Origin of the sequence: Streptomyces sp. NPDC005706 (assembly GCF_040631045.1) — a bacterium.
Lineage (GTDB): Bacteria > Actinomycetota > Actinomycetes > Streptomycetales > Streptomycetaceae > Streptomyces.
Map to the genome: position 1 here is coordinate 24,241 of NZ_JBEXYS010000029.1, position 26,148 is coordinate 50,388.

The following is a 26,148-nucleotide window of genomic DNA, read 5'->3' on the forward strand; positions in this document are numbered from 1 at the left end:
CCAGGCTGTGTCCTTCCGGGGGGCGACCCCCGGACCCCCGGCCGGTCTCAGTGCGGGACGCGGTCATGAACGCAGCTCCTTGCCCGTGATCTCCAGGCTGTGTCCTTCCGGGGGGCGACCCCCGGACCCCCGGCCGGTCTCAGTGCGGGACGCGGTCATGAACGCAGCTCCTTGCCCGTGATCTCCAGAAAGACGTCCTCGAGGGTGTGCTGCTCCACCGAGATCCGATCCGGCATCACCCCGTGCTGGGCGCACCACGAGGTCACCGTGGCCAGCAGTTGCGGGTTCACCTTGCCGGCGACCCGGTAGGCGCCCGGGGTCAGCTCGGCGGCCGTGCAGTCGGCGGGCAGCGCCTTGAGCAGCGAGGCCACGTCGAGGCCGGGGCGGCCGGTGAAGCGCAGGGTGTTCTCGGCGCCGCCCTTGCACAGCTCCTCCGGGGAGCCCTGGGCGATGACCCGGCCGCCGTCGATGATCGCCACGTCGTCGGCGAGCTGCTCGGCCTCTTCCATGTAGTGGGTGGTGAGGATCACCGAGACGCCGTCGGCGCGCAGGTCCCGCACCAGGTCCCAGGTGGCCCGGCGGGCCTGCGGGTCGAGGCCCGCGGTCGGCTCGTCCAGGAACACCAGCTCCGGGCGCCCGACCACGGCCATGGCGAGCGCGAGCCGCTGCTGCTGGCCGCCGGACAGCCGCCGGTAGGAGGTCCGGCCGCAGGAGCCGAGCCCGAGGCGCTCGATCAGCGCGTCCACGTCCAGCGGGTGCGCGTGCAGCTTGGCGACGTGCCGCAGCATCTCGTCGGCCCGGGCACCGGAGTACACGCCGCCGGACTGGAGCATCACGCCGATCCGGGGACGCAGCTCGGCGGACTGCCGTACCGGGTCGAGGCCCAGGACGCGCACCGTGCCCGAATCCGGCTTCCGGTACCCCTCGCAGGTCTCGACCGTGGTCGTCTTGCCCGCCCCGTTGGGGCCGAGTACGGCGGTCACTCCCGCCCGGGCCACCAGGTCCAGCCCGTCCACCGCGGTCTTCGTGCCGTACCGCTTCATCAGGGCCTGGACCTGGACCACGGGCTCACTTCGCATGAACCCAGAGTCTAGGGACGCCGCCGGGCGTTCAGACGTGGGGGTGCTGGAACTCCTCCTCACGGGGCCGGTGCACCGGCAGCCACCGCCGTGCGTAGCCCACCGCGTCCGCCACCGGGAACAGGCGCGCCTCGGCCGCGCCCGCCCTGCCGCGGACGACGGGCCGGTCCCGTTCGAAGTCGTGGCCGAGTTCGTCGAAGCGGTCCGAGGTGATCGACACCTCCGTCACCGTCTCCCAGCCGCCGCCCGGTGCCGGCCGGCCGACCTTCACCAGCGGCGACGGTATGCGGTACTCGGCCAGGTGGAAGCTGGTGCAGGCGTCGTAGCCCGCGCCGAGCAGCAGCACCCGGGCGCCGAGCCGCTCCAGCCGGGCCAACGGGCTCCGCTCGCCGAGCCGGCAGTCGCGGGAGTGCCCGTCGAGGATGTCGGCCGCGCGCGGGCCGAGGGCCGCGAACGAGGTCTGCGGATGCGCGCTGCGCCGGGCGCCCGGCCAGGTCCGCACGGTCTCCGGTATCACGCCGACCCCGCGCGAGGGAGTGGTCGCGGGATCGTACGGGGGCATGGTGGCGCGGATGCGGTCCCACCACTCCTCGGGCACCGGAGGAGCCCTCCACACCGCCGGGTCGGACTGGTCTCCGGACTGGGTGGGGACGACGAGCGTGCCGGACGGTCCCAGCGCGTCGAGGAGTGCCTGGACGACGGTGACGGCGCCCCCGTTCACCCAGCCGAGGGAACTCAGCGAGGAGTGCGCCAGGAGGGTCTCGCCGCTCTCGACACCCAGCCCGCGCAGCTCCGCGGCCAGGCTGTCCCGGGTGACGAGAGGGCCGGTCGGAGGGGGTGTGGACATGGTCCCGGAGTCTCCCCGACCAGGGTGCGCGGCGCCAGCGAATTGCCTGGCCGGGGCGGCCGGCACGATCGATCAGAAGATCGTTTCCGCAGGTCGGATTAGGTTTGCCTAAGTGACGCAGGGCACCGGAGGGTGATCCGGACGGCGCTTGTCAGTCTCCGAGGAATTACGCAACAATGGCGTTGTGAAAAACGTCGGCGAGGCTCGGGAGACCCCGGTGGGGACCCCCCAGGAGGAGCTCGCGACCGGGGAGCGCTCGACGCGCAACCGGGTCGCGCGGTCCATCCTGGACCACGGCCCGTCGACCGTCGCCGAGCTGGCCGGGCGCCTGGGCCTGACCCAGGCCGCCGTACGCCGCCACCTGGACGCGCTCGTCGCCGACGACGTCGTGGAGGCCCGGGAGCAGCGGGTGTACGGTGCGCGCACGCGCGGCCGGCCCGCCAAGGTGTTCGCGCTCACCGACTGCGGCCGGGACGCCTTCGACCAGTCGTACGACAAGCTCGCCGCTGACGCGCTCCGCTGGATCGCCGAGCGGGAGGGCGGTCCGGAGGCGGTCGCCGCCTTCGCCCGGGCCCGGTTCGCCGCTCAGGCGAGGGCCTACCGCGAGGCGATCGAGAGTGTCGGCCCCGAGCTGCGCGCCGAGGCACTGGCGAAGGCCCTGAGCGCGGACGGGTACGCTGCTGCGGCGCGCAGCGCGCCCCTCCCGCAGCAGGGTGAGCAGCTCTGCCAGCACCACTGCCCGGTCGCCCACGTGGCGGAGCAGTATCCGCAGCTGTGCGAGGCGGAGACGGAGATCTTCGCCGAGCTCCTGGGTACCCATGTGCAGCGACTGGCGACCATCGCGCACGGCGACGGCGTCTGCACGACGTTCATCCCCAAGATTTCGAAGTCCGATCACCAGAGCGACCAAGCATCTGCAAGCACGGCCGGGAGGAACCCCGCATGACTCTCCCCACGGAGACTGCCCACCCCGAACTCGAGGGTCTGGGTAAGTACGAATACGGCTGGGCCGACTCCGACACTGCCGGCGCCTCTGCGAAGCGCGGCATCAACGAGGACGTCGTCCGGGACATCTCCGAGAAGAAGTCCGAGCCGGAGTGGATGACGAAGCTCCGTCTCAAGGGCCTCAGGCTCTTCGAGAAGAAGCCCATGCCGAACTGGGGCTCGGACCTGTCGGGGATCGACTTCGACAACATCAAGTACTTCGTGCGCTCCACCGAGAAGCAGGCGGAGTCCTGGGAGGACCTGCCCGAGGACATCAAGAACACGTACGACAAGCTCGGCATCCCCGAGGCGGAGAAGCAGCGCCTCGTGGCCGGTGTCGCGGCCCAGTACGAGTCCGAGGTCGTCTACCACCAGATCCGTGAGGACCTGGAGGAGCAGGGCGTCATCTTCCTCGACACCGACACCGCGCTGAAGGAGCACCCGGAGCTCTTCAAGGAGTACTTCGGCACGGTCATCCCGGTCGGCGACAACAAGTTCGCGTCGCTGAACTCCGCGGTGTGGTCCGGCGGCTCCTTCATCTACGTGCCGAAGGGCGTGCACGTCGAGATCCCGCTCCAGGCCTACTTCCGCATCAACACGGAGAACATGGGCCAGTTCGAGCGGACCCTGATCATCGTCGACGAGGGCGCCTACGTGCACTACGTCGAGGGCTGCACGGCGCCGATCTACAAGTCGGACTCGCTGCACAGCGCGGTCGTCGAGATCATCGTCAAGAAGAACGCCCGCTGCCGTTACACGACCATCCAGAACTGGTCGAACAACGTCTACAACCTGGTCACCAAGCGCGCCGTCGCCTACGAGGGCGCGACCATGGAGTGGATCGACGGCAACATCGGCTCCAAGGTGACGATGAAGTACCCGGCCGTCTACCTGATGGGCGAGCACGCCAAGGGCGAGACCCTGTCCATCGCCTTCGCGGGCGAGGGCCAGCACCAGGACGCCGGTTCCAAGATGGTCCACATGGCGCCGAACACCTCGTCCAACATCGTCTCCAAGTCGGTGGCGCGCGGCGGCGGCCGCACCTCGTACCGCGGCCTGGTCGAGATCGGCGAGGGCGCCGCGGGCTCCAAGTCCAACGTGCTCTGCGACGCGCTGCTGGTCGACACCATCTCCCGCTCCGACACGTACCCCTACGTGGACGTCCGCGAGGACGACGTCTCCATGGGCCACGAGGCGACCGTCTCCAAGGTCTCCGAGGACCAGCTCTTCTACCTGATGAGCCGCGGTCTGTCCGAGTTCGAGGCGATGGCGATGATCGTGCGCGGCTTCGTCGAGCCGATCGCCAAGGAACTCCCCATGGAGTACGCCCTCGAGCTCAACCGGCTGATCGAGCTGCAGATGGAAGGCGCGGTCGGCTGAGACCCGCCCCGGACAGCAGCCAGCAATTTCTGACGCAGGAAGAGAGCAGACCGACAGCCATGGCTGAGGCTCAGAACATCCCCGTGGGCTCGACCACCGCGGGCCAGATCGCGGTGGCCGCCGAGTCGACCGTCGCCACGCGCATGAGCGTGTCCCCGTCCTTCGACGTGGCGGACTTCCCGGTCCCGCACGGCCGCGAGGAGGAATGGCGGTTCACGCCGCTGGAGCGCCTGCGCGGCCTGCACGACGGCACCGCCGTCGCGACGGGCGCGGGCGTGAAGGTCGCCGTCGAGGCCCCCGAGGGCGTGACCGTCGAGACCGTCGGCCGCGACGACGCGCGGATCGGCCGGGCCGGCACCCCGGTGGACCGCGTCGCCGCCCAGGCGTACTCGGCGTTCGAGCAGGCCGGCGTGGTCACCGTCGCCAAGGAGACGGTGCTCACCGAGCCGATCCGCATCGCCGTGCACGGCGACGGCGGGGTCGCCTTCGGCCACCAGGTCATCGAGCTGGGCGCCTTCGCCGAGGCCGTCGTCGTCATCGACCACACCGGTGACGCGGTCCTCGCCGCGAACGTCGACTACGTCCTGGGCGACGGTGCCAAGCTGACCGTCGTCTCCGTCCAGGACTGGGACGAGAAGGCCGTCCACGTGGCCCAGCACAACGCGCTGATCGGCCGGGACGCCTCCTTCAAGTCCGTGGTCGTCACCTTCGGCGGCGACGTGGTCCGGCTGCACCCGCGTGTGGAGTACGCCGGTCCCGGCGGCGAGGCCGAGCTGTTCGGCCTGTACTTCACCGACTCCGGGCAGCACCAGGAGCACCGCCTGCTGGTCACCCACAACACCCCGCACTGCAAGTCCAACGTCGTCTACAAGGGCGCGCTCCAGGGCGACGACGCGCACGCGGTCTGGATCGGCGACGTGCTCATCGAGGCCGCCGCCGAGGGCACGGACACCTACGAGATGAACCGCAACCTCGTCCTCACGGACGGCGCGCGCGTCGACTCGGTGCCGAACCTGGAGATCGAGACCGGCGAGATCGTCGGCGCCGGCCACGCCTCCGCCACCGGCCGCTTCGATGACGAGCAGCTCTTCTACCTGATGGCCCGCGGCATCCCCGAGCAGGACGCCCGCCGTCTGGTGGTCCGCGGCTTCTTCGCCGAGCTGGTCCAGCAGATCGGTGTCCCCGACATCGAGGAGCGCCTGCTCGCCAAGATCGAGGAGGAGCTGGAGGCCTCGGTCGCATGACGTCCTTCGTACGCGCCTGCGGGCTGAGCGAGCTGGAGGAGGGCACCCCGAAGCGGGTGGAACTCGACGGCACGCCGGTCTCGGTCGTGAAGACCGAGGGCGAGGTGTTCGCCATCCACGACATCTGCTCCCACGCGAACGTCTCCCTCTCCGAGGGCGAGGTGGAGGACTGCCAGATCGAGTGCTGGCTGCACGGCTCCGCCTTCGACCTGCGCACCGGCAAGCCGTCCGGCCTCCCCGCGACGCGCCCCGTTCCCGTTTACCCCGTAAAGATCGAAGGGGACGACGTTCTCGTCTCCCTCACCCAGGAGTCCTGAGGCACCCATGGCAACGCTTGAAATCCGAGACCTGCACGTCACCGTCGAGGCCGACAACGCCACGAAGGAGATCCTCAAGGGTGTCGACCTGACCGTGAAGCAGGGCGAGACGCACGCCATCATGGGCCCCAACGGCTCGGGCAAGTCGACCCTCGCCTACTCGCTCGCGGGTCACCCGAAGTACACGATCACCAGCGGCACCGTGCTGCTCGACGGCGAGGACGTCCTGGAGATGTCCGTCGACGAGCGCGCCCGCGCGGGCCTGTTCCTGGCGATGCAGTACCCGGTCGAGGTCCCCGGCGTCTCCGTCTCCAACTTCCTGCGCACCTCCGCCACCGCCGTCCGCGGCGAGGCCCCGAAGCTGCGCACCTGGGTGAAGGAGGTCAAGGAGGCCATGGAGCGCCTCAACATGGACCCGTCCTTCGCCGAGCGCAACGTCAACGAGGGCTTCTCCGGCGGTGAGAAGAAGCGGCACGAGATCCTCCAGCTCGAGCTGCTCAAGCCGAAGGTCGCGATCCTCGACGAGACGGACTCCGGTCTGGACGTCGACGCCCTTCGCATCGTCTCCGAGGGCGTCAACCGCGTCCGCGAGACCGGCGAGGTCGGCACCCTGCTGATCACGCACTACACGCGCATCCTGCGCTACATCAAGCCCGACTTCGTCCACGTCTTCTCCGCCGGCCGGATCGTGGAGTCCGGCGGCGCCGAGCTCGCCGACAAGCTGGAGGAAGAGGGCTACGAGGCTTACACGAAGGGTGGCGCATCCGCGTGACGCAACTGCCGGGCCTCCTCGACACCGAGGCGATCCGCAAGGACTTCCCCGTCCTGGACCGGGTGGTCCACGACGGCCGGAAGCTCGTGTACCTGGACAACGCGGCGACCTCGCAGAAGCCGCGTCAGGTGCTGGACGCCCTGAGCGAGTACTACGAGCGCTACAACGCCAACGTCCACCGCGGTGTGCATGTGCTCGCCGAGGAGGCCACGGCGCTGTACGAGGGCGCGCGCGACAAGGTCGCCGAGTTCATCAACGCGCCCAGCCGCGACGAGGTGATCTTCACCAAGAACGCCTCCGAGTCGCTGAACCTCGTGGCCAACATGCTGGGCTGGGCCGACGAGCCCTACCGCGTGGACCACGAGACCGAGATCGTCATCACGGAGATGGAGCACCACTCCAACATCGTGCCGTGGCAGCTGCTGGCGCAGCGCACGGGCGCGAAGCTGAAGTGGTTCGGCCTCACCGACGACGGCCGGCTCGACCTGTCCAACATCGACGAGGTCATCACCGAGAAGACGAAGATCGTCTCCTTCGTGCTGGTGTCCAACATCCTGGGCACGGTCAACCCGGTCGAGGCGATAGTCCGCCGCGCCCAGGAGGTCGGCGCGCTGGTGTGCATCGACGCCTCGCAGGCGGCGCCGCACATGCCGCTGGACGTCCAGGCCCTCCAGGCCGACTTCGTGGCCTTCACCGGCCACAAGATGTGCGCCCCCACCGGCATCGGTGTGCTGTGGGGCCGCCAGGAGCTGCTGGAGGACCTGCCCCCGTTCCTCGGCGGCGGCGAGATGATCGAGACGGTGTCGATGCACTCCTCGACCTACGCCCCGGCGCCGCACAAGTTCGAGGCGGGCACGCCGCCGATCGCCCAGGCGGTCGGTCTCGGCGCGGCGATCGACTACCTGAACGCCATCGGCATGGACAAGGTCCTCGCGCACGAGCACGCACTCACCGAGTACGCGGTGAAGAGGCTCGCCGAGGTGCCTGACCTGCGGATCATCGGTCCGACCACGGCCGAGGACCGAGGGGCCGCGATCTCGTTCACGCTGGGCGACATCCACCCGCACGACGTGGGCCAGGTTCTCGACGAGCAGGGCATCGCGGTGCGTGTGGGTCACCACTGCGCGCGACCCGTCTGCCTGCGCTACGGAATTCCCGCGACCACGCGAGCGTCGTTCTATCTGTACTCCACGCCGGCGGAGATCGACGCTCTGGTCGACGGCCTGGAGCACGTACGGAACTTCTTCGGATGAGGGGCTGACGCGTGAAGCTGGACTCGATGTACCAGGAAGTCATCCTGGACCACTACAAGAACCCGCACGGGCGGGGCTTGCGGGACGGCGACGCCGAAGTGCACCACGTGAACCCGACGTGCGGCGACGAGATCACCCTCCGAGTGAAGTACGACGGCACGACGATCGAGGACGTCAGCTACGAGGGCCAGGGCTGTTCCATCAGCCAGGCCTCCGCCTCCGTGCTCAACGAGCTGCTGGTCGGCAAGGACCTGGCCGACGCGCAGAAGATCCAGGAGACCTTCCTGGAGCTGATGCAGTCCAAGGGCAGGATCGAGCCGGACGACGCCATGGAGGAGGTGCTGGAGGACGCGGTCGCGTTCGCCGGTGTCTCCAAGTACCCCGCCCGGGTCAAGTGCGCCCTCCTGAGCTGGATGGCGTGGAAGGACGCGACGGCCCAGGCGCTGGACGGCGCCGACGCCGAAAGGAAGACCGCATGAGCGACACCGTGGAGATGAAGCCCGCCTCGGAGGAGGAGCTTCGCGAGGCCCTGATGGACGTCGTCGACCCCGAGCTGGGCATCGACGTCGTCAACCTCGGCCTGATCTACGGCATCCACGTCGACGACGCGAACATCGCGACCGTCGACATGACCCTGACGTCCGCGGCCTGCCCGCTGACGGACGTCATCGAGGACCAGGCCAAGTCCGCCACGGACGGCCTGGTCAACGAGTTGCGCATCAACTGGGTGTGGATGCCGCCGTGGGGCCCCGACAAGATCACGGACGACGGCCGCGAGCAGCTCCGGGCGCTCGGGTTCAACGTCTGACACAGCGCCTCACGAAGGGGGCCGCGGCCATGTGCCGCGGCCCCCTTTCGTATGCGCACGGCCCGGAGGCGCGTCGATGTGTACGCTCGTACACATGGGATACCTGTGGCTCGCCGGCGCCATCGCCGCCGAGGTGGTCGCCACGACGGCGATGAAGTACAGCGAGGGCTTCAGCAGGCTCGTGCCCTCCGTCGTGACGGCCCTCGGCTATGTCGTCGCCTTCACCCTGCTCGCCCGGACCCTGCGGACCGTGTCCATCGGCACGGCGTACGCGATCTGGTCCGGCGCCGGGACGGCGACGATCGCGGTCATCGGCCTGACGCTGTTCGGGGAGGGACTGAGCGCCGCCAAGATCGCCGGGATACTCCTGATCGTCGGGGGAGTGGTGGTCCTGAACCTGGGCGGTGCGCACTGATGCCCCGCCGTTACGACCCCGGCCGGCGGCAGCGGATCATCGACGCCGCGCTCCGGGTCGTGGGGGAGAAGGGCATCGCCGGCCTCAGCCACCGCTCGGTGGCCGCCGAGGCGGACGTCCCGCTCGGCTCCACGACGTACCACTTCGCCACCCTGGACGACCTGCTGGTGGCCGCTCTGGAGCAGGCCAGCGAAGGGTTCGGCGACGTGCTCGACGCCGACGGCGTCCTCGCGGACCCGGACGCCGACCTCGCGGCGGGACTCGCCCGTGTGCTCGGTGAGTGGCTGGGCGGCGACCGGCCGGGGGCGGAGCTGGAGTACGAGCTGTACCTCGCCGCGCTGAGGCGCCCCGCCCTGCGTCCCGTCGCCGCACGCTGGACGCGCCGGACGGCCGCGCGGCTGGCCGGGCGCGCCGACACGGAGACGGCCCGGGCGCTGCTGGCGCTGATGGACGGCATCTGCCTCCAGGTCCTGCTCACCGGCGGTTCCTACGACGAGGAGTACGCGCGCGCCGCGCTGGCCCGGCTGATCCGCTGAGGCGGCGCCCGGCACGTGAGACGCGGTTCGCTCCGGCGCCCCCGGCCACGTTAGGTTTTCCCACATGACCGACACGACTGCTTCCCGCACCACCGGTGCCGTGGCCGCCGGCCTCGCCACCATCGCCTCCGACGGCACCGTTCTCGACACCTGGTTCCCGGCCCCCGAGCTGGTCACCGTGACTGCCGAGGGCCTCGGCCCGGCCGGCACCGAGCGGCTGTCCGCCGAGCGGGCCGCGGAGCTGCTCGGCGGCGGTGCGACCGCGGCGACCGGCCCGGACGCCCGCCGGGGCGTCGAGGTGGTCGCGGTCCGCACGGTCATCGCCTCGCTGGACGAGAAGCCGATCGACGCGCACGACGTCTACCTGCGCCTGCACCTGCTCTCGCACCGCTTGGTCAAGCCGCACGGCCAGAACCTGGACGGCATCTTCGGTCACCTCGCCAACGTCGCCTGGACCTCGCTCGGCCCGGTCGCCGTGGACGACATCGAGAAGGTGCGGCTGAACGCCCGCGCCGAGGGCCTGCACCTCCAGGTCACCTCGATCGACAAGTTCCCGCGCATGACGGACTACGTCGCCCCGAAGGGCGTGCGCATCGCCGACGCCGACCGGGTCCGCCTCGGCGCCCACCTCTCCGCGGGCACCACGGTGATGCACGAGGGCTTCGTCAACTTCAACGCCGGCACGCTCGGCACCTCCATGGTCGAGGGCCGTATCTCCGCGGGCGTCGTGGTCGGCGACGGCTCCGACATCGGCGGCGGCGCCTCCACCATGGGCACGCTGTCCGGCGGCGGCAACGTGATCATCGCCATCGGCGAGCGCTGCCTGGTCGGCGCCGAGGCGGGCGTCGGCATCGCGCTCGGCGACGAGTGCGTGGTCGAGGCCGGCCTGTACGTCACCGCGGGCACCCGCGTCACCATGCCCGACGGCCAGATCGTCAAGGCCCGCGAACTCAACGGCGCCTCCAACATCCTCTTCCGCCGCAACTCGGTCACCGGCGCGGTGGAGGCCCGCCCGAACAACGCGGTCTGGGGCGGGCTGAACGACATCCTGCACAGCCACAACTGAGCAACGGCGGCCGTGACCCGCGGCCGCCTGATCGATCAAAGCTCCGGCCTGCCTCTGAGATGTCCGCAGTTGTCGACGTCGGTCACCATTGAGCGCCCTTCCACGGCCCCAGGACGGCCCGGGAGGGCGCTCATGGGTGAGCACCGCATCAAGAGTTCGATCCGAGCCCGCTCCGGCTGCGGTCGTCGGCTGGTGCGACAGCCGGACCGAGACGCTGGTGTACGTCCCCGCAACCCCCGAGCAGGGCCTTCTTCCCTGTCATCAGTGGTGGCCGGGCTTCTTCGGTTTCTCGGGCTTGTGGAGCTTGCCCTTCCCCGGGGTGATCGCGATACCGGCCGGGTTGGTGCTGACGGGGATGGTGCCTGCGACGTTGTTGGTGGTGGTGTCGATCACCGACACATCGTTCGAGGTGAAGTCGGTGACGTAGGCGCGTCGGCCGTTCGGGGTGATCGCGACACCGAGCGGGCGGGTGCCGACGGGGATGGTCGCCACGACGTTGTTGGTGGTGGTGTCGATCACCGACACATCGTTCGAGGCGTCGTTCGCGACGTAGACGCGCCGGCCGTTCGGAGTGATCGCGATACCGAACGGGTGGGTGCCGACGGGGATGGTGGTGCCTGCAACGGTGTTGGTGAAGGTGTCGATCACCGACACATCGTTCGAGGTGAAGTTGGTGACGTAGGCGCGTCGGCCGTTCGGGGTGATCGCGATACCGCCCGGGGCTGTGCCGACGGGGATGGTGTCCACGACGCTGTTGGTGGCGGTGTCGATCACCGACACATTGTCCGAGCCGTTGTTGGCGACGTAGGCGCGCCGACCGTTCGGAGTGATCGCGACACCGACCGGCATGGGGCCGACGGGGATGGTGCCTGCGACGGTGTTGGTGGCGGTGTCGATCACCGACACACTGCTCGAGGCGCGGTTGCTGACGTAGACGCGTCGGCCGTTCGGGGTGATCGCCACGCCTTCTGGGGCGTTGCCGACGGGGATGGTGGCCACGACGGTGTTGGTGGTGGTGTCGATCACCGACACATCGTTCGAGTCGCGGTTGGTGACATAGGTGCGTCGGCCGTTCGGGGTGATCGCCACAGCCGTCGGGCCGTTGCCGACGGGGATCGTGCCTTCGGCTGTGTTGGTCGTGGTGTCGATCACCGACACATCGCTCGAGCCGTTGTCGGCGACGTACGCGGTCGGGGACGGGTCGGCCCAGGCAGGGGATGAGGAGACGGCCGGCAGGGCCAGTCCCGCCAGCACGGCCAGTCCCGCCACACCCGCCCGCAGCCACGCCCGGCGCCCGCTCCCTTCCGGCCTCGGGCCGCGACGTGCAGGTGTTCCTGCCGGGTCGGTCGGGTCGGCTGGATGCATCGCTCTCTCCTTGCAGACGGCGCCACGGCCCTGCGACCCCGACAGCGAACGGGGAGCTCTGGGGATCAGAAGAACTGTGAACTGAGGTAATCGAAACAAATGACATATATGGTGCGTTCTGGCGAGAAGTCAGCGAGGCGCGCCCGACTGCGGCCGTATGGGGTCCAGGTGCCGTCCCCAGGTCGATGGCGTACGGGACGGGAGTACCCCGCGCAGAGAGCGTCAGGGCCCGGACGGCCTGGGAGGGCGCTCGTGCGTGAGCACCGCTGCCGGCGGCCTTCCCCCGGGGCGATCAGCGGGGAAGGCCCATGGACCGGGAGACCAGGGTGTCGAAGGCGCGGTCGGGGAGGAGGCGCCGTAGGCCGATGAGGGGGCGTGCGCCGAAGCCGGTGGCGTAGCGGGTCTTGGGCCGGCGTGCCGTGACGGCCTTGCCGATGGCGTCGGCGATGACGGTGGGCGGGGACATCCGCTTGGTTATGTTCTCGGAGCGCATGGAGGCGGCTACGGCCTCGGCAGGCCGAGCGGGAAGTACCGCCGTCTGCTGTGGAAGCGCGCGGTAAAGCCGATCGACACCCCCCTTTCCACACCCCTTCAGTCGTCGTGCGAAACTCCCTCCCTGGTCGGAGGGAGGGCAGGGGCGTGGAGAAGTCCGAGGCGAAGCAGCTGCTGGAACGGGCTCGCGAGATGTGGGATGCGGAGGAGTGGCTGCGTTCCGCCGAGCTGTACGAGCAGGTCCTCGCTCACTATCCCGACGAGGGCCCCAGCGCGATGTGGTGGTACGACGCGGCACTGGCGTACAAGTTTCTGCGTAACTGGGCGAAGGCCTACGAACTCGGCCGTGAGGCTGCCGCCCGCTCGCCGCGCGGTGAGCAGGACCCGGCGTTCTGGAACCTGGGGGTCGCCGCCACGATCCAGCGTGACTGGGCGACCGCCCGTGACGCTTGGGAGGGCTTCGGGATCCCGATGCCGGAGGGCGAAGGGGAGATCAACGGCGCCTTCGGCCCGGCGTGCGTACGGCTGCGCACGGGTGGCGAGCGCGAGGTGGTCTGGATCCAGCGGCTCTGCCCGACGCGAGGACGCGTGATGAACGTCCCTGCCACGAAGGGCCGTCGCTTCGGCGAGATCGTCGTGCACGACGGGGAGCCGACTGGCGAGCGGACGTACAACGGCCAAAGCGTCGCTGTCTTCGACGAATTGCTGCTCTTCGAGGCCTCTGCGCTGCCGACGCTGCGTGCGACCGTGAACGCGGCGGACGCATCGGATGTCGACGCCCTGGTGGCTTCGTTCTTCGCGCAGGACTTCGGCGCCGAGCCCGCGAGCAGCTTCCACATGCTGTGCTCATGCTGCAGCGAGGGCCGGGTCGACCGGGACGAGGCCGGCGCGCCGACGCACGGCGGCTCACAGACCGTCTGGCTGGCCGCCCCTGAGACCGAGGCCCGGCAGCTGCTGGAGGCCTGGGCGACGGGCGGCGAACGCGGCTGGAGCGGACTGGAGAGAGCTACGGACCAGTGACAACACCTGATCCGTAGCTTGCGACCTGAGGGGACTTCTTGCCCTGGGTCACTCGGGTCAGGCAGGTCCGAAGCCCCGCCGTTGGTCAGCCGATGAAGATGCTGTGCGTTCCGGGTATCTGCACTGCCAGCCCGGGAGGGATGACCTGGACGCTCCCGCCTGCGCAGCCCGGGACGTTGTGGACCAGGGCGGGTGTGTCCGTGAAGTTGAGGACGGTCGACAGTCGGGCTATCTCGAAGCAGCCTCTCGGGTCGTCGTGGCGGACTCCGTCGATCGCGAGGAACCCGTTCGCGGCGAGGGCCGAGCCCGGAACGGTGAGCGCGAGCACTCCGGCGGCGGCGAGTGTGGCGAGTGTCGAGCCGATGCGACGCATGACGAACCTCCCGATTCGACAGGCCAGGCACGTCCCGGCCCTGCAACCGACCGTACGGAAGCGTGCACGCACTGCATCCGGACGTCCCCCAAGTGGGCGACTGGGGCGATCGGTGCGGCGCTGACCGGGGAGCCCGCCTTTCGTCTGCGGCGACGGAGGGCCGGGCCCTCCCACGGCCCCACCGGGAGGGCCGGGGACGGCGTTCATGTGTGAGCCCTTGCTCGGTCTATCGAATTTCGATAGATTCCCATCGCAACTCGATGGGAGGACGGGCCGTGGGAAAGCTGACCGTGCGCGCGCTGCGCGCCGTGCTCGTGGTGGTGCTCGCCGGCACCGTGTTCGTACAGGCGGGGATGGTGTGGGCGCTGGTCGGCGGGAACGACCCCGAGGACGGGTCGCTGCCGCTGACCCCGTTGCGCGTGATCACGATTGCGGGCATGGTGTCGGCGCAGGTCGCCCTGGTCTGCGTATGGCGGCTGGTGGCGATGGCGCGACGCGGAACCGTGTTCTCCGATGCCGCCTTCCGGTACGTGGACGGCGTGATCGGCGCCATCGTGGCGGCCGCCCTCCTGTGGTTCGCGGTCACGGCCATCAACGCGCCGGGCCAGCGGGCCGATCCGGGGGTCACCGTCATCATGGGCGGGGTCGGCATGGCCATCCTGGGGGTCGCGCTCATCGTGCTCGTGCTGCGGGCGCTGCTCGCCCAGGCCGTCGCACGCGACGGTGAAGCGGCGCGGATGCGGGCCGAGTTGGACGAGGTGATCTGATGCCGATCGTCGTCGACATCGACGTGATGCTGGCCAGGCGGAAGATGTCAGTGGGCGAGCTGGCGGACCGTGTGGGGATCACGCCCGCCAACCTCGCGGTGCTCAAGAACGGCCGCGCCAGGGCGGTGCGCTTCGCGACGCTCGCCGCGCTCTGCGAGGTACTCGCCTGCCAGCCGGGCGACCTGCTCCGCTGGGAGGCCGAGGGCGTCGCGGGCGGATGACGTGCCCCGGGGGTGGGTGTGAGAGCGCCGGGAGACTGTCCGGCAACGTACGGCGTCCGCCCGAAGGGCCCTGAGCTGGACACCGGCCCGGCCCTCACCGCCCCGACGTGAGCCCGCCGAGCGCGTTCGTGAGGGCCGCGAAGTCATCCGCGCGCAGGCCGATCCGCGGGTCGACGTGGTGCAGCAGGGCGGGCGCGGGGTGGTGGGCCGCCACATGGGCGGTGTCCGCGGGCCCCTGCTCGTCGTCCACCCACGCGAACGGGCGGCCCGCCGCGTGGGCCACGATCGCCTCCGTCTTCCAGTGGACACCGTCGGGCCGCTCGGCGAACAGGCAGTGCCCGAAGTCGACGTACGGCAGCTCGGGCAGTCCGACCACCGGCGCGATCCAGCGGTTGGCCTCCGCCATCCAGGTCGTCGCCCAGCACAGCTCGTACCCCAGTGCCAGCAGTGCCGGGCCGTGCGACGGGTTCAGCCACACACGCAGCGGGTGCCCGGGGCGGACGGAGGCCCTGATCGTCACATAGCCCTCGGGCCGGCGTTCCGGCCGGGCCGCGTACGGGTTGAGCGGTCCGTCGACATCCAGGAAGAGGAGCGGGCGGGTCACGTGGTCACCGTACGGCCGGGGCCCGAGGGGAGTCGCGGTGATTTTCCGGGCCCGGCGTCCGGCTCCGCCCGGAGCCGGTCAGGCCGCGACGAGATGGTCGTACAGCGCCCGCAGTCCGTCGGCCGTGCCGGGGGTGGCGGGCAGCAGGGGCGGGCGCACCGGGCCGGCGGGCAGGCCGAGCCGGCCGAGCAGGGCCTTGGCGGTGACCGTGCCGGGCAGGCCCGCGGCCATCATCGCCTCGATCAACGGCGTCACGCCCAGCTGGAGTTCCATCGCGCGGTCCGTGTCGCCCGCGTCGAACGCGTCCAGGACGGCGGCGATCCGCCCCGGCACCGCGTTGGCGACCGTGCTCACACAGCCCGCCGCGCCCACCGCGTACAGCGCGAGCACATGCTCGTCGCAGCCCGCGTAGTACGCCAGCTCCGTCCGCGCCAGCACCTTCTGGGCGCCGAGGAAGTCGTACGAGCAGTCCTTGACCGCGACGATCCGGGGGTGCTCGGCGAGCCGGATCATCGTCTCCGGCTCGATCCGGGTGCCGGTGCGGCCCGGGATGTCGTAGAGCATCACCGGCAGACCGCTCGCGTCGGCGACCTGCCGGAAGTGCGCCTCCAGCGCTTCCTGGGGCGGCCTGCTGTAGTACGGCGTCACCACCAGCACGCCGTCGGCGCCGGCCTTCTCCGCCGCGCGGGCCCCCTCGGCCGTGTGCCGGGTGTCCGCCGTGCCGACGCCCGCCACCAGCGCGGCCCGGTCGCCGACCGCCTCCCGGACGGCCGCGATCAGCTCCGCCTTCTCCGCGTCCGTGGTGGTCGGCGACTCGCCCGTGGTGCCGTTCAGCACCAGTCCGTCGCAGCCCTCGGCCACCAGCCGGTCCGCCAGCAGCCGGGCCCCCTCCAGGTCGAGCGCGCCCGTCTCGGTGAACGGGGTGATCATCGCGCACAGGGTGCGGCCGAAGGGCTTGCGTCGGATCGTCATGGAGGTAGTCTCGGCATCCTGACAGTGAAGCTCTACTTAATTCTGCTACGAGATATTGGTTAGCGATGCTGATGGGTCGGGGTGGTGGCCGAAGGTCCTGTGTCCAAGTCGGCCGACATGGGTCACTATGAGTCGGGACGGTCATTGACGTCGGTCATGGGAGGCACCATGAAGCTCGGCAAGGCACTGGCCACCGGAGTCGCCGAGGAGCGGCCCCTCGTCCACCGGGAGGAGCCGGAGCTCCCCGAGGAGATCATCCGCACCGCACCGGCCGAGCCGGCCCGCGAAGAGGTACCGGCGGCCCGATGAGGCTGCGGCTCCCGGTGGAACGCCCGACGGAGCCGCCGACCGGATACAAGATCGCCCACCCGGTGCTGTCGCAGGACGGCACCCGGGCCGGGTTCACCGGTGTGTCCCTGGGCGGCGCGCTGCCGTACGGCGTGCTCGACGACGCCTCCTGCGTCTACGGGCGCCGGCATCGCGCGCCCGCGCGCCTGTGCGACTGCGGCTTCCACTGCGTGCACGACCGCTCCGCCGCCGAGGCCCTGCTGTGCACGGCCGAGCACCGGGCGGCGGTCCTGCTCGAAGTCTCCGTGCTCGGTGCCTACATCCGCTTCGAGCGCGGCTTCCGGTACGCCCGGCAACGGGTGCGCACGGCGGCCGTGGGCCCGTGCGCCTGCGGGGCCGGCCCGGTCGCGCTCGCCGACGCCGGCTGGGGCAGACCCGGCTGGCAGGCCCTGGCACCCGCGTGCGCGGGCTGCGCGGGAGCACGTACGTCCGTCCCGCTCGCCGGATTCGCCCGGCTGGCCGGAGAGGGCCTGCGGGTGGTGGCGGCAGCCGTCGCACCGTCCGCCGGGTTGACGGCCGGCGGGGACATGGGCGTACCCGAACTCGTGGCCGAGGCGGCCCTGTTGCAGGCCCGGCTGGACTGGTTCCAGACGCAACTCGCCCGGCTCGGCTCACCCGGGACGGGGGGAGAGGGGAGAGGGTGACGGATCCGGGCCTGGGTACTCGGGGAGTTCCGTACGGAAGAGGAGGCGGAACACGTGACCGTGACCTCGCAGACACGGCCCTCTGTCAACGGGCACCCTTCCACGGGTGAGCTCGTCAGCCGGGCCACCGAACAGCTTTCCCGGCTCCTGCGGCAGGAGGTCGCCCTCGCCAAGGAGGAGCTCGCCGAGAAGGGGCGCCATGCCGGACGGGGCGGCGGACTGCTCGGTGCCGCGGGCGCCGTCGGTTACGTCGGCCTGATCACCCTGGCCGGCGCCGCCACCGCCGCGATCGCGCTCGCGCTGCCCGTGTGGGCGTCGGCGCTGATCGTCGCCGTGGTGTTCTTCGCCGTGGCGGGTCTGCTGGCCATGGCCGGCCGGGCCCAGTTGCGCCGCGCGACCCCGCCCAAACCCGAGGTGACGCTCAGCAGCGTCAAGGCGGACGTCGACGTGATCAGGGAAAGGGCACACCGATGAGCCACAAGAACCCGCACGGCTCGGGCGCCAAGGGCCCCGACGAACTGCGGCACCAGATAGAGCACACCCGCAGCCAGCTCGGCGAGACCGTCGAACAGCTCGTCGGCAAGGCCGATGTGAAGGGCCGGGCCAAGGCCCGCGCCGCCGACCTGATGGACAAGGCCGGCGCCATGACCGTGCAGCTCCGCTCCAGCGCCGCCCAGGCCGGGCACACCGTGCAGGAACGGGCGGTCAGGACCGGGCACGCGATGCAGGAGCGGTCGAGTCACGCCCGGCACGCGATGCAGGACCGGTCCGGCCACGCCCGGCACGCGGTGCAGGACCGGTCGGCCCCGGCCAGGCACGCCCTTCAGGAACGCGCCACGAGCGCCGGGCACGCCCTGCAGGAGCGGACCAGCACCGCAGGACACGCCTTGCAGGAGCAGGCCACCAGCGCCGGGCACGCCCTGCGGGAACGGCGTGCGCGGCACGCCGGCGGCGGTCTCACGGAGTCCCTGCGCGGCGCCCTGGACGCCGGCAAGCAGCACCCGGGGCCCGTACTGGCCGCCGGCGCCCTCACCGCCGCCGCCATCGCGGCGGTCATCGCCTGGCGCCGGCAGCACAGCCGCTGTTGCTGACCCGCTCCGGCCCGCCCGTCCCACCGGCGGGCAGGCACCGCTGACCGCCCTCGCACCGGTCGCTCCGTCCTCCTGGACGCGGAAGTCGTCGGTGCGAGGGCGGTCGCACGCCGGACGTGACCGTGATCGGGGACCCCGAGGCGGCGGCCGCGATGCCTGGTGTCGACGAGCTGATCCACCCCGCGGTCCGATACGGACCGCCCCCGAGAGCCGAGCAGGAGCCCCGCCATGCCCGAGGAATTCGAGATCGTCCGCGAGTTCGAGGTCGACGCCCCGCCGGAGAAGGTCTGGGCGGCGATCACCACCGGTACCGGCGGCTATCTGTGGCCGATGGACCCGCCAGAGCCCCGGGAGGGCGGCCGGGGTCCCTTCGGGTCCACGGTCACCGCGTGGGACCCGTCCCACCGCTACACCTGCCGCAGCGAGGATGTGGGCACGCCCGTCCAGTCGCTGAACCGGCTCGACCACACCGTCGAACCCCGCGACGAGGGCCGCCGCGCCCGGGTGCGCTACGTCCACAGCGGCATCTTCACCGACGACTGGAACAACCAGTACGACGCCGCGAGCAAGCACACCAACTTCCATCTGCACACGCTGTGCGAGTACCTCACGCACTTCGCGCCCCGCCCGGTCGCCTTCGCCCAGGTGAACGGGCCCGCCGCCTCGGCGGCACCCAGGGCGCTCGCGGCCGTCGCCCGCGCCCTCGGACTCGCGGACGGCGCGGCCGCGGGCACGAAGGTCCGCGTCCAGGGGCCCGGCGGGCGGACCCTGGACGCCGTACTCGACTACCGGAACCCGTACTTCATCGGGCTGCGCACCGACAGTGCCCTCATCCGCTTCTTCGGACGCGGCCACTGGGGCGCCCCGCTCGGCATCAGCGTCCACGACTTCGCGCCCGGCGCCGACGGCCGGGCGAACGAAGCCGCCTGGCAGGACTGGCTGAACGGCGTGTTCGGCCAGTCCTGAACCGGGACGCGGGCTACGGACGGAACCGCAGCACCTGCGGGTCGTGGTCGCTGATCTGGTCGTTGAACTCCGAGTTGATGTGCACGCTGTCGTACTCGAGGCCGCAGTCGCGCCGGATCGCCGGGCTCACCAGGATCTGGTCCAGGACCTGCTGGTTGCCCTGGTAGTCGTAGGTGTAACGCTCGCTCTTCGGCAGCGACTTGATCGCCGACCACAGCTCGCCGTCGCCCTCGAGGATCCGGGCGGTGCCGGAGAACTCGAAGTCGTTCATGTCGCCGAGCGCGATCACGTCCGCGTTCTTCTGCACCGACAGGATGTCCTTGACGAAACCGTTCACCACGGTCGCCTGCGCGTGACGCTGGATCTCCGAGCTGCGCACCGGCGGCTGGTACTGGGACGTCAGGCCCTGGTCGCCGCCCTTGGAGTTCAGGTGGTTGGCGATCACGAACACCGTCTTGCCGCGGAAGACGAACTCGCCGGCCAGCGGCTTGCGGCTGTTCGCCCAGGCCGCGTCGGCCGGGGCGATCCGGCCCGGAGAGACCGTCAGCCGCGCCTTGCCCTGCGCCTTGGTGACGCCGACCGCGGTGGTGGAGTCGCCGCCCGCGCGGTCCACGAAGGACACCCGCTCCGGGTTGAACAGGAAGGCCTGGCGGATGTTGCCGCCGGGCTCGCCGCCGTCCTGGTCGTTGACCGGGTCGATGGAACGCCAGTCGTACTTCGGGCCGCCGGCCGCGACGATCGCGTCGATCAGCTTGTTCACGGTCTGGCTCGCGTCGACCGTGCCGTCGTCCTTGGCGCCGTTGTTGTCCTGGATCTCCTCCAGGGACACGACGTCCGGCGACTGCAGGTTGTGCACGATCGCGGCGGCGTGCTGGTCGAAGGTGGCGTCCGACGGGTCGAGGTTCTCGACGTTGTACGTCGCCACGGCGAGCTCGCGGCCCGACTGCTTCTGCGTGGTCTCGCGCTGCAGGCCACCGCTCTTCAGCGTGCCCAGCTCGCTCGCGACCAGGGTGTAGCCGCCGTACTGGTTGAAGTCCAGCGGGCCGGTGGTGCTGCCCTCCAGGCTGTCGCCGACGTTCGCCTTCGGGAAGTCGGCGGTCGAACCCAGCGACTGGATCTGCAGCCGGCCGGTGTTCTGGGAGTCGTAGGAGCCGTAGACCGTGCCGCCGCGGCGGCTCGCGTGCTCGTGCGGCTTCACCGTGACCCACAGCTCGCTGTACGGGTCGGTCGCGGTGACCACCCGCGCGTCGGCGATCCGGACGCTCATGCCCTCCAGGGACTCGTAGTAGTCCAGGGCGTACTTCGACGGGTCCAGGGTGAGGCCGTTGACGGAGCCGGCCGCGGCGGTGTCGCCGGCCGGGGCGTAGGCGTCCGGAACCGCGTCCCCGTCGACGACGACCGGGGCCGGGACGGCGTTGCCGGTGGAGACCGTGGTGACCGTGGGCTTGGTGATCTCCGTCAGCGACTGGTTGCCGGAGGAGGCACCGCCCGGGACGTACTCGGAGACCGTGCCGGTCACCGTGACCGAGTCGCCGGCCGCGACCTTCGGCGTGGAGCTGGTGAAGACGAACACGCCTTCGCTGGTGGCCGGGTTGTCGTCCGGCGTGGCGTCCTGCAGCCAGAAGCCCTTGGAGGAGCCGTAGGTGCGGATGGCCGTGACGACGCCGGGAACGTCCGTCACCTTCTGCCCCGCGAACGGGGATATCCGGGTGGTGCCCTGGATGTCGTGGACGCGCACCGAGTCGGCGTGCGCGGGTGAGGTGAGGACGACGGCGGACGCCGCGCCGCAGACGGCGGCGACGGTGAGCGCGGCGAGGCGCGCGGAAGACCTGCTCGGCAAGGGATCCCTCCGGGGACGTGACTGGGCGCCGGGACGAGGGTGGAACGGCAGCGTGTGGGACTCGTGGCCCTCTGTGACACGCGTAGAGCCGAGTGAACAGTTGTCCCCCCAACTTCTACGCGCGTCAATCTCCTGCCTGGGGCGGTGAGTTGTCAAGGTTTCGGCCATGTACGCGGTCCGGCGGGGAGATGAACCAGGCGGCATGGGTGGAAATCCGTCTAGGCTGAGCGGCTGAGCCCTTTCACGGTCCTAGGAGATTCAGCCGATGTCAGACAGCTCCCCCCTGCCGCCCGTGCGGCTGCGTCCCGAAGCGGAGCTGGCGCGCGCCGCGCTGTCCACGCCGTTGCTCTCCCGCGCCGCCCGCCTCGCCCGCTGGGCCGGGCCCGGCACCCGGGTCGACGCCGGCGGCGGTCTGGTCGAGGAGCAGCTTCCGGCCGCCGCCGAACTGCTCGGGCTGAGCGGGGACGACGCCGCCGCCCACGCGAGCGAGGCCTGGCGGGTGGCCGTGGACGCCGGTCTGGTCGCGGTCACCGACGAGGAGGCCGGAACCGTGGCGGCCGGGGAGGAACTGGCACTGCTCACCGCCGGTTCCCCGCACGACGTGCTCACCGTGTGGCTCAGCGCCCTGGAGACGGTCGTCGCGGACGCGAGTGTGCCCGACCTGGACGGCCTGCTCGACGCCATGGACGAGGGCGGCGAGATCGATTTCGCGTCACTCGACTGGGACCCGGAGGCCGACGCGAAGTTCCTCGACGGCGTCCTCGGCACCCTCTACGCGCTGACCGGCACCGAGGGCGGCGCGGGTGACGCCCCGGTACCGCTGCCCGCCCTCGCCGCCTCGGTGATCGTCCCCGGCGACATGGGCGAGCCCACCAACGACGTCCTGGAGCAGGTCTCCGACGCGATGATGCGCCTCGACGACCAGTTCCGGATGCTGGAGCCGGTCGGACTCGTCGAGTACCAGCCGGTGGACGAGGCGCTGATGGCCGACGCCGACGAGGAACCCGCCGCGCCGGTGGACGACACCGACGTCTCCCGCTACGGCATGGTCCGGCTGACCCCGCTCGGCGCGTACGGGCTGCGGGCACGGCTGCTGGAGGCCGGCTTCGAGGCGCCCGCGGTCGGTGAACTCGCCGACAAGGGCGCGGACGCGCTGCTCGACGGCACCTCCCGCTTCGGCCAGTCCGCCGCCCGCGCCGAGACCGAGCAGTGGCTGGCCCGGCGCGAACCGCTTGCCTCGGCACGCGAGTTGCTGGCGGCCGCCCGCGGCGCCGACGCCGGGGCACCGCTGCGCCGGCTGCGCTGCCAGCAGGCGCTGTCCCTGGTCGGCGCGGAGGCCGAGCCGGCGCTGCGGGACGTCCTCGACGACCCCGAGCTGGGCGGGCTCGCCCGGGTCTGGCTCAGCGAGCACGGCGCCTCGGGCGTGCCCGCGCCCTCCCAGGAGCTGGTGTTCTGGCTGACCGTCGACACCCTGGCCGCGCAGCTCCAGGCCGAGGGGAACTCCGAGGAACTGCAGGCCCTGGTGGAGGGACTGGCCGAGCAGCACAGCGGGTTCTTCGCCGCGGCGTGGCGGGTGGACCACCCCGCGACCGCCGACGTGCTGGAGGCGATGGGGCGGCTGCACCCGGACAAGAAGGTGGCCAAGGAGGCCCGCAAGGCCGCCTTCAAGGCCCGCTCGCAGCAAGGCGGCTGAGAGCGGACGCGGCCGGTGCCTTTACCGGCCGTTGGGCAGTGCGTACGGATTCATGGAACAGGCACCCCTGTGGCAGCCCGGCGTTCAACTCCCGTTCAGCACCGGACGGGAGCGTGAGCGCCGACCTCAGGACGCCACCCTCCACGGCACGCCCACTGTCACAGGAGACACCATGTCGCTCAGCCGCAGGGACTTCGCCAGAAAATCCGCGATCACCGGTGCCGGAGTCGCGCTCGCGGGCAGCGTCGGCGCCCTCGCCACCGCCCCGGGCGCCCTCGCCGCCACGGACACCGGCGGCGCGGACGGCGAGCCGGCGCGGGGCCACGGGCACCACGGCGTCGGCTACGGCCCCCTGCTCCCCGACCCCGACGGCATCCTCGCGCTGCCCGCCGGGTTCAAGTACCGGGTCATCACCTACAGCGGGAAGACCAAGCTGGAGTCGGGCGAGTTCACCCCGTCCAACCACGACGGCACCGCCACCTTCGACGGCCCGCGCGGCACCACGCTCCTCGTCAACAACCACGAACTCGCCGGGGCCCGCGCCCAGTGGCCGCACCCGGTGCCGCTCACCGAGGGCCTCGTCTACGACCCGGCCGCGGCCGGCGGCTGCACCGTCGTCGAGGTCCGGCGCGGCGGCGAGGTCGCCGAATGGGTGGGCATCGCCGGCACCGCCACCAACTGCGCGGGCGGCAGCACCCCGTGGGGCACCTGGCTCACCTGCGAGGAGACCGAGGACAAGGCCGGCAAGAACGGCTTCACCAAGGACCACGGCTACGTCTTCGAGGTCGACCCCGAGGACCGCCGGGCCAACCGCGACCCCAAGCCGGTCAAGGCCTTTGGCCGCTACGCCCACGAGGCGGTCGTCATCGACCCCCAGAGCGGGCACGCGTTCCTCACCGAGGACGCCTCCGGCCCCAACGGCCTGCTCTACCGCTGGACCCCGCCGGAGGGCTTCCGCCACGGCCGCGGCAAGCTGCGCACCCTCGCCGACGACGCCGGCGTCCTGCAGGCCTTCAAGTGCTTCGACTCCGGCGGCAAGTTCGTGGACGACCTCTCCCGCGCCACGAAGACCGGCACGGTCTACGGCGTCGACTGGGTCACCGTCCCGGACCGCGACGCCAAGCAGGTCTCCACCCGCAAGCAGTTCGGCGAGGGCCAGATCACCCGCGCCCGCAAGCTCGAGGGCATGTGGTGGGGCGACGGCGGCGCCTACATCGTCTCCTCCTACGCCCGTGCGGAGAGCCCCGTCCAGCACGACGGCCAGGTCTGGTTCTACGACCCCAAGCGCCGCACCCTGACGCTGAAGGTCCTCATCGGCGTCAACCCTGACCCGTCCGTCGACGGCGCCTTCGACGGCCCGGACAACATCACCGTCTCCCCGTACGGCGGCCTGGTCATCGCCGAGGACGGCGAGGGCGTGCAGCACCTGTTCGGCGCGACGGAGAGCGGCCGCACCTACCCCATCGCCCGCAACGAGCTGAACCAGGGCACCGCCGAGGAGCCCGAGTACAGCGAGTTCACCGGCGTCACCTTCTCGCCCGACGGCAGGACCCTGTACGCCAACATCCAGACGCCCGGCATCATGCTCGCCATCACGGGCCCGTGGAAGCGGCAGCAGCGCTGAACCGCGTCACCTCCTCCGGCCGGGCGGTGCCCTGAGGGGCGGCGGACGGCGGCGGGCGGGGCCATGATGAAGGCGTGCCCCGCCCCGAGACGCCCGGTCCCGCCTGGCGGCCCGGTCCGGCCGCCGCCCCCGGGCGTCTCGCGTCGGCGCCCACGCCCCGGACCGCCGTCGCCTGGCTGCCCCCGGGCCCGCTGTGGCCGGCCGTCCAGCGGATCCGGGCCGAGCACGACCCGCAGATCCGCCGGTGGCCGCCCCACGTGAACCTGCTCTTCGGCTTCGTACCGGAGGAGGACTTCCCGGCGGCGCTCCCGCTGCTGGCCGCCGCGGCCGCGGACCGCGAGCCCTTCGGTATCCGGCTCGACGGGGTCCGCTTCTTCCGCCATCGCGCCTTCGCCACCGTGTGGCTCGACCCCGCGGCGGCCGGCCTCGCGCCCTGGACGCGGCTGCGGGAAGCGCTGGCGGAGCCGTTCCCGTACTGCGTGGACCGCTTCCCGTGCTTCACCCCGCATCTCTCGCTCGGCCGCACCCGTGCCCCGCGTGAGCTGGCGGCCGAGTGCGCCGCCCGGCTCGGTGTGCTGCACGCGCGCGTGGCCGGGATCTGTGTGCTGTCCCGCCGCGGTGACGGTCCCATGCGCGTCCGCGCCACGATCGCCCTGGGCACCGGCGCGATCCGCCGCCGGACCGGAGCGGACCCGGCCGGCGCCGGGTACGAGCCGCCGGACCACTGCTGACCGCCCGGCGGGGAAGCACCCCCGGTACTGTTCGGGATCGGCCCACGGTTCGCGAGGAGTTCCTGGATGACGCAGGCCAGACCCATGCGCGCGGACGCCCGGCGCAACTACGAGCGGCTGCTGAGGGTGGCGGCGGAGGTCTTCGCCGAGCACGGGGAGAACGCCTCGCTCGACGACATCGCAAAGCGTGCCGGAGTCGGTTCCGGCACGCTGTACCGGCACTTCCCGAACCGCCGGGCGCTGCTGGAGGCCGCCTACGCCGACCGGATGGCGGCGCTCGCCGCCCGGGCCGACGAGCTGGCGCGGGGTCTGCCGCCGGGCGCGGCGCTGGTGGAGTGGCTGAACGAGCTGTGCGCCGGGACGATCCGGGTGCGCGGACTGAAGGCGCTGCTGGGTTCGGCCGTCATGGACGGCGGGGCGGCGCCGGTCCCGGTCTGCTGTGCCCCGGTCCGGGACGCGGCGGCCCGGCTGGTGGCGGCGGCCCGGGCCGAGGGCACCCTGCGAGCCGACGTCGAGCCGGTCGAACTGCTGCGGCTGGCCCACGGCGTGGCGACGGCCTCGGAGTTCGCGGACGGCCGGGGCGGGCAGATCCGGCGGTATCTGACCCTGCTGATGGAAGGACTGCACGGGCAGATGGGCCGACCGGCCGGCGGGCGCCCCGCGCGGGGGCGCCTCCGACCGCCGTGACGGGCGGCG

Annotated in this window: 31 protein-coding genes; 23 read left to right on the forward strand and 8 right to left on the reverse strand. The window is 71.4% G+C overall.

Going from position 1 to position 26,148, the window contains the following annotated elements; translation table 11 throughout:
* Positions 1–155: 155 nt before the first annotated feature.
* On the reverse strand, positions 156–1,079 hold the full coding sequence (locus ABZ478_RS31270; protein ID WP_359554530.1) for an ABC transporter ATP-binding protein: 924 nt from the start codon (positions 1,077–1,079) through the stop codon (positions 156–158).
* 31 nt (positions 1,080–1,110) lie between these two features.
* Positions 1,111–1,926 (reverse strand): AAC(3) family N-acetyltransferase, encoded by an 816-nt coding sequence (locus tag ABZ478_RS31275; RefSeq protein ID WP_359554533.1) that lies wholly within the window; start codon positions 1,924–1,926, stop codon positions 1,111–1,113.
* A gap of 184 nt (positions 1,927–2,110) precedes the next feature.
* On the opposite strand from ABZ478_RS31275, the gene ABZ478_RS31280 reads away from it, so the two are divergent.
* The 11 genes from ABZ478_RS31280 to dapD all read left to right on the forward strand — a co-directional run bounded on the left by ABZ478_RS31280 (position 2,111) and on the right by dapD (position 10,701).
* A complete protein-coding gene (locus ABZ478_RS31280) occupies positions 2,111–2,872 on the forward strand; it encodes an ArsR family transcriptional regulator (protein ID WP_358931679.1) in 762 nt (253 codons plus the stop codon).
* Entirely contained in the window at positions 2,869–4,290 is a 1,422-nt protein-coding gene (gene sufB / locus ABZ478_RS31285) for a Fe-S cluster assembly protein SufB (protein WP_359554535.1), read from the forward strand. The genes ABZ478_RS31280 and sufB overlap by 4 nt, the downstream gene beginning before the upstream one ends.
* 59 nt (positions 4,291–4,349) lie before the next feature.
* Positions 4,350–5,534, forward strand: coding sequence for a Fe-S cluster assembly protein SufD (sufD, locus tag ABZ478_RS31290; protein ID WP_359554537.1), 1,185 nt, complete (start codon positions 4,350–4,352; stop codon positions 5,532–5,534).
* Positions 5,531–5,851, forward strand: a complete 321-nt coding sequence (locus ABZ478_RS31295) for a bifunctional 3-phenylpropionate/cinnamic acid dioxygenase ferredoxin subunit (protein ID WP_358931685.1) — start codon at positions 5,531–5,533, stop codon at positions 5,849–5,851. The genes sufD and ABZ478_RS31295 overlap by 4 nt, the downstream gene beginning before the upstream one ends.
* A 7-nt stretch (positions 5,852–5,858) precedes the next feature.
* Entirely contained in the window at positions 5,859–6,623 is a 765-nt protein-coding gene (sufC, locus tag ABZ478_RS31300) for a Fe-S cluster assembly ATPase SufC (RefSeq protein WP_351669270.1), read from the forward strand.
* Positions 6,620–7,876, forward strand: a complete 1,257-nt coding sequence (locus ABZ478_RS31305; protein WP_359554540.1) for a cysteine desulfurase — start codon at positions 6,620–6,622, stop codon at positions 7,874–7,876. The genes sufC and ABZ478_RS31305 overlap by 4 nt, the downstream gene beginning before the upstream one ends.
* Positions 7,877–7,887: 11 nt before the next feature.
* Positions 7,888–8,355: a Fe-S cluster assembly sulfur transfer protein SufU gene (gene sufU / locus ABZ478_RS31310; RefSeq protein ID WP_199210101.1), complete on the forward strand. Its 468-nt coding sequence runs from the start codon at positions 7,888–7,890 to the stop codon at positions 8,353–8,355.
* Complete coding sequence (locus tag ABZ478_RS31315) at positions 8,352–8,684, forward strand: metal-sulfur cluster assembly factor (protein ID WP_030745090.1); 333 nt, start codon at positions 8,352–8,354, stop codon at positions 8,682–8,684. The genes sufU and ABZ478_RS31315 overlap by 4 nt, the downstream gene beginning before the upstream one ends.
* A 94-nt stretch (positions 8,685–8,778) precedes the next feature.
* Positions 8,779–9,099: a multidrug efflux SMR transporter gene (locus tag ABZ478_RS31320; RefSeq protein WP_358931691.1), complete on the forward strand. Its 321-nt coding sequence runs from the start codon at positions 8,779–8,781 to the stop codon at positions 9,097–9,099.
* Positions 9,099–9,635, forward strand: coding sequence for a TetR family transcriptional regulator (locus tag ABZ478_RS31325; protein WP_359554542.1), 537 nt, complete (start codon positions 9,099–9,101; stop codon positions 9,633–9,635). Before ABZ478_RS31320 ends, ABZ478_RS31325 begins: the two co-directional genes overlap by 1 nt.
* A gap of 64 nt (positions 9,636–9,699) precedes the next feature.
* Complete coding sequence (gene dapD, locus ABZ478_RS31330; RefSeq protein ID WP_359554543.1) at positions 9,700–10,701, forward strand: 2,3,4,5-tetrahydropyridine-2,6-dicarboxylate N-succinyltransferase; 1,002 nt, start codon at positions 9,700–9,702, stop codon at positions 10,699–10,701.
* Positions 10,702–10,962: 261 nt separating this feature from the next.
* Here the strand turns inward: dapD and ABZ478_RS31335 are convergent, their stop codons facing one another.
* Positions 10,963–12,066, reverse strand: coding sequence for a beta-propeller fold lactonase family protein (locus ABZ478_RS31335; RefSeq protein WP_359554546.1), 1,104 nt, complete (start codon positions 12,064–12,066; stop codon positions 10,963–10,965).
* A gap of 292 nt (positions 12,067–12,358) precedes the next feature.
* Positions 12,359–12,532, reverse strand: coding sequence for a hypothetical protein (locus ABZ478_RS31340; protein WP_359554549.1), 174 nt, complete (start codon positions 12,530–12,532; stop codon positions 12,359–12,361).
* 173 nt (positions 12,533–12,705) lie between these two features.
* Here ABZ478_RS31340 and ABZ478_RS31345 point away from each other — a divergent pair, with 173 nt between their 5' ends.
* A complete protein-coding gene (locus ABZ478_RS31345; protein ID WP_359554550.1) occupies positions 12,706–13,578 on the forward strand; it encodes a tetratricopeptide repeat protein in 873 nt (290 codons plus the stop codon).
* An 85-nt stretch (positions 13,579–13,663) separates the two neighbouring features.
* On the opposite strand, the gene ABZ478_RS31350 is transcribed toward ABZ478_RS31345, so the two are convergent.
* The gene (locus tag ABZ478_RS31350; RefSeq protein ID WP_359554552.1) at positions 13,664–13,951 is read right to left on the reverse strand and encodes a hypothetical protein; all 288 of its coding nucleotides are present in this window, start codon (positions 13,949–13,951) and stop codon (positions 13,664–13,666) included.
* Positions 13,952–14,226: 275 nt separating this feature from the next.
* Between ABZ478_RS31350 and ABZ478_RS31355 the strand changes: the two genes are divergently transcribed.
* Entirely contained in the window at positions 14,227–14,718 is a 492-nt protein-coding gene (locus ABZ478_RS31355; protein ID WP_359554555.1) for a DUF2975 domain-containing protein, read from the forward strand.
* Positions 14,718–14,939 carry a helix-turn-helix transcriptional regulator gene (locus tag ABZ478_RS31360; protein WP_359554557.1) on the forward strand — a complete coding sequence of 74 codons (222 nt, stop codon included), beginning with the start codon at positions 14,718–14,720 and terminating at the stop codon, positions 14,937–14,939. The genes ABZ478_RS31355 and ABZ478_RS31360 overlap by 1 nt, the downstream gene beginning before the upstream one ends.
* Before the next feature lie 94 nt (positions 14,940–15,033).
* Here the strand turns inward: ABZ478_RS31360 and ABZ478_RS31365 are convergent, their stop codons facing one another.
* Positions 15,034–15,543 (reverse strand): hypothetical protein, encoded by a 510-nt coding sequence (locus tag ABZ478_RS31365; RefSeq protein ID WP_359554558.1) that lies wholly within the window; start codon positions 15,541–15,543, stop codon positions 15,034–15,036.
* Between the two features lie 78 nt (positions 15,544–15,621).
* Complete coding sequence (dapA, locus tag ABZ478_RS31370) at positions 15,622–16,515, reverse strand: 4-hydroxy-tetrahydrodipicolinate synthase (protein WP_359554560.1); 894 nt, start codon at positions 16,513–16,515, stop codon at positions 15,622–15,624.
* Between the two features lie 168 nt (positions 16,516–16,683).
* Here dapA and ABZ478_RS31375 point away from each other — a divergent pair, with 168 nt between their 5' ends.
* The 5 genes from ABZ478_RS31375 (at position 16,684) to ABZ478_RS31395 (ending at position 19,564) form a co-directional block, all read left to right on the forward strand.
* Positions 16,684–16,824 (forward strand): hypothetical protein, encoded by a 141-nt coding sequence (locus ABZ478_RS31375; RefSeq protein ID WP_359554562.1) that lies wholly within the window; start codon positions 16,684–16,686, stop codon positions 16,822–16,824.
* The gene (locus ABZ478_RS31380) at positions 16,821–17,507 is read left to right on the forward strand and encodes a hypothetical protein (protein ID WP_359554565.1); all 687 of its coding nucleotides are present in this window, start codon (positions 16,821–16,823) and stop codon (positions 17,505–17,507) included. The genes ABZ478_RS31375 and ABZ478_RS31380 overlap by 4 nt, the downstream gene beginning before the upstream one ends.
* Positions 17,508–17,561: 54 nt before the next feature.
* A complete protein-coding gene (locus tag ABZ478_RS31385; RefSeq protein ID WP_359554567.1) occupies positions 17,562–17,981 on the forward strand; it encodes a phage holin family protein in 420 nt (139 codons plus the stop codon).
* Positions 17,978–18,598, forward strand: a complete 621-nt coding sequence (locus ABZ478_RS31390; protein ID WP_359554570.1) for a DUF3618 domain-containing protein — start codon at positions 17,978–17,980, stop codon at positions 18,596–18,598. The genes ABZ478_RS31385 and ABZ478_RS31390 overlap by 4 nt, the downstream gene beginning before the upstream one ends.
* A 228-nt stretch (positions 18,599–18,826) precedes the next feature.
* The gene (locus ABZ478_RS31395) at positions 18,827–19,564 is read left to right on the forward strand and encodes an SRPBCC domain-containing protein (RefSeq protein WP_359554573.1); all 738 of its coding nucleotides are present in this window, start codon (positions 18,827–18,829) and stop codon (positions 19,562–19,564) included.
* A gap of 13 nt (positions 19,565–19,577) precedes the next feature.
* Here the strand turns inward: ABZ478_RS31395 and ABZ478_RS31400 are convergent, their stop codons facing one another.
* A complete protein-coding gene (locus tag ABZ478_RS31400) occupies positions 19,578–21,404 on the reverse strand; it encodes an endonuclease/exonuclease/phosphatase family protein (RefSeq protein WP_359554574.1) in 1,827 nt (608 codons plus the stop codon).
* Between the two features lie 265 nt (positions 21,405–21,669).
* Here ABZ478_RS31400 and ABZ478_RS31405 point away from each other — a divergent pair, with 265 nt between their 5' ends.
* The 4 genes from ABZ478_RS31405 (at position 21,670) to ABZ478_RS31420 (ending at position 26,139) form a co-directional block, all read left to right on the forward strand.
* Complete coding sequence (locus ABZ478_RS31405) at positions 21,670–23,097, forward strand: hypothetical protein (protein ID WP_359554575.1); 1,428 nt, start codon at positions 21,670–21,672, stop codon at positions 23,095–23,097.
* Between the two features lie 172 nt (positions 23,098–23,269).
* The gene (locus tag ABZ478_RS31410; RefSeq protein ID WP_359554577.1) at positions 23,270–24,721 is read left to right on the forward strand and encodes an alkaline phosphatase PhoX; all 1,452 of its coding nucleotides are present in this window, start codon (positions 23,270–23,272) and stop codon (positions 24,719–24,721) included.
* Between the two features lie 74 nt (positions 24,722–24,795).
* Positions 24,796–25,452, forward strand: coding sequence for a 2'-5' RNA ligase family protein (locus ABZ478_RS31415; protein ID WP_359554578.1), 657 nt, complete (start codon positions 24,796–24,798; stop codon positions 25,450–25,452).
* A gap of 66 nt (positions 25,453–25,518) precedes the next feature.
* Positions 25,519–26,139, forward strand: coding sequence for a helix-turn-helix domain-containing protein (locus tag ABZ478_RS31420; protein ID WP_359554579.1), 621 nt, complete (start codon positions 25,519–25,521; stop codon positions 26,137–26,139).
* The last annotated feature ends 9 nt before the right edge of the window (positions 26,140–26,148 follow it).

What these genes read in the sequence shown, in the direction of transcription:
- ABZ478_RS31270 (WP_359554530.1), bottom strand. Translation starts at nt 1,079, where the DNA reads ATGCGAAGTGAGCCCGTGGTCCAGGTCCAGGCCCTGATGAAGCGGTAC.
- ABZ478_RS31275 (WP_359554533.1), bottom strand. Translation starts at nt 1,926, where the DNA reads ATGTCCACACCCCCTCCGACCGGCCCTCTCGTCACCCGGGACAGCCTG.
- sufB (WP_359554535.1), top strand. Translation starts at nt 2,869, where the DNA reads ATGACTCTCCCCACGGAGACTGCCCACCCCGAACTCGAGGGTCTGGGT.
- sufD (WP_359554537.1), top strand. Translation starts at nt 4,350, where the DNA reads ATGGCTGAGGCTCAGAACATCCCCGTGGGCTCGACCACCGCGGGCCAG.
- ABZ478_RS31295 (WP_358931685.1), top strand. Translation starts at nt 5,531, where the DNA reads ATGACGTCCTTCGTACGCGCCTGCGGGCTGAGCGAGCTGGAGGAGGGC.
- sufC (WP_351669270.1), top strand. Translation starts at nt 5,859, where the DNA reads ATGGCAACGCTTGAAATCCGAGACCTGCACGTCACCGTCGAGGCCGAC.
- ABZ478_RS31315 (WP_030745090.1), top strand. Translation starts at nt 8,352, where the DNA reads ATGAGCGACACCGTGGAGATGAAGCCCGCCTCGGAGGAGGAGCTTCGC.
- ABZ478_RS31320 (WP_358931691.1), top strand. Translation starts at nt 8,779, where the DNA reads ATGGGATACCTGTGGCTCGCCGGCGCCATCGCCGCCGAGGTGGTCGCC.
- ABZ478_RS31325 (WP_359554542.1), top strand. Translation starts at nt 9,099, where the DNA reads ATGCCCCGCCGTTACGACCCCGGCCGGCGGCAGCGGATCATCGACGCC.
- dapD (WP_359554543.1), top strand. Translation starts at nt 9,700, where the DNA reads ATGACCGACACGACTGCTTCCCGCACCACCGGTGCCGTGGCCGCCGGC.
- ABZ478_RS31335 (WP_359554546.1), bottom strand. Translation starts at nt 12,066, where the DNA reads ATGCATCCAGCCGACCCGACCGACCCGGCAGGAACACCTGCACGTCGC.
- ABZ478_RS31340 (WP_359554549.1), bottom strand. Translation starts at nt 12,532, where the DNA reads ATGTCCCCGCCCACCGTCATCGCCGACGCCATCGGCAAGGCCGTCACG.
- ABZ478_RS31350 (WP_359554552.1), bottom strand. Translation starts at nt 13,951, where the DNA reads ATGCGTCGCATCGGCTCGACACTCGCCACACTCGCCGCCGCCGGAGTG.
- ABZ478_RS31360 (WP_359554557.1), top strand. Translation starts at nt 14,718, where the DNA reads ATGCCGATCGTCGTCGACATCGACGTGATGCTGGCCAGGCGGAAGATG.
- dapA (WP_359554560.1), bottom strand. Translation starts at nt 16,515, where the DNA reads ATGACGATCCGACGCAAGCCCTTCGGCCGCACCCTGTGCGCGATGATC.
- ABZ478_RS31375 (WP_359554562.1), top strand. Translation starts at nt 16,684, where the DNA reads ATGAAGCTCGGCAAGGCACTGGCCACCGGAGTCGCCGAGGAGCGGCCC.
- ABZ478_RS31380 (WP_359554565.1), top strand. Translation starts at nt 16,821, where the DNA reads ATGAGGCTGCGGCTCCCGGTGGAACGCCCGACGGAGCCGCCGACCGGA.
- ABZ478_RS31390 (WP_359554570.1), top strand. Translation starts at nt 17,978, where the DNA reads ATGAGCCACAAGAACCCGCACGGCTCGGGCGCCAAGGGCCCCGACGAA.
- ABZ478_RS31395 (WP_359554573.1), top strand. Translation starts at nt 18,827, where the DNA reads ATGCCCGAGGAATTCGAGATCGTCCGCGAGTTCGAGGTCGACGCCCCG.
- ABZ478_RS31405 (WP_359554575.1), top strand. Translation starts at nt 21,670, where the DNA reads ATGTCAGACAGCTCCCCCCTGCCGCCCGTGCGGCTGCGTCCCGAAGCG.
- ABZ478_RS31410 (WP_359554577.1), top strand. Translation starts at nt 23,270, where the DNA reads ATGTCGCTCAGCCGCAGGGACTTCGCCAGAAAATCCGCGATCACCGGT.
- ABZ478_RS31420 (WP_359554579.1), top strand. Translation starts at nt 25,519, where the DNA reads ATGACGCAGGCCAGACCCATGCGCGCGGACGCCCGGCGCAACTACGAG.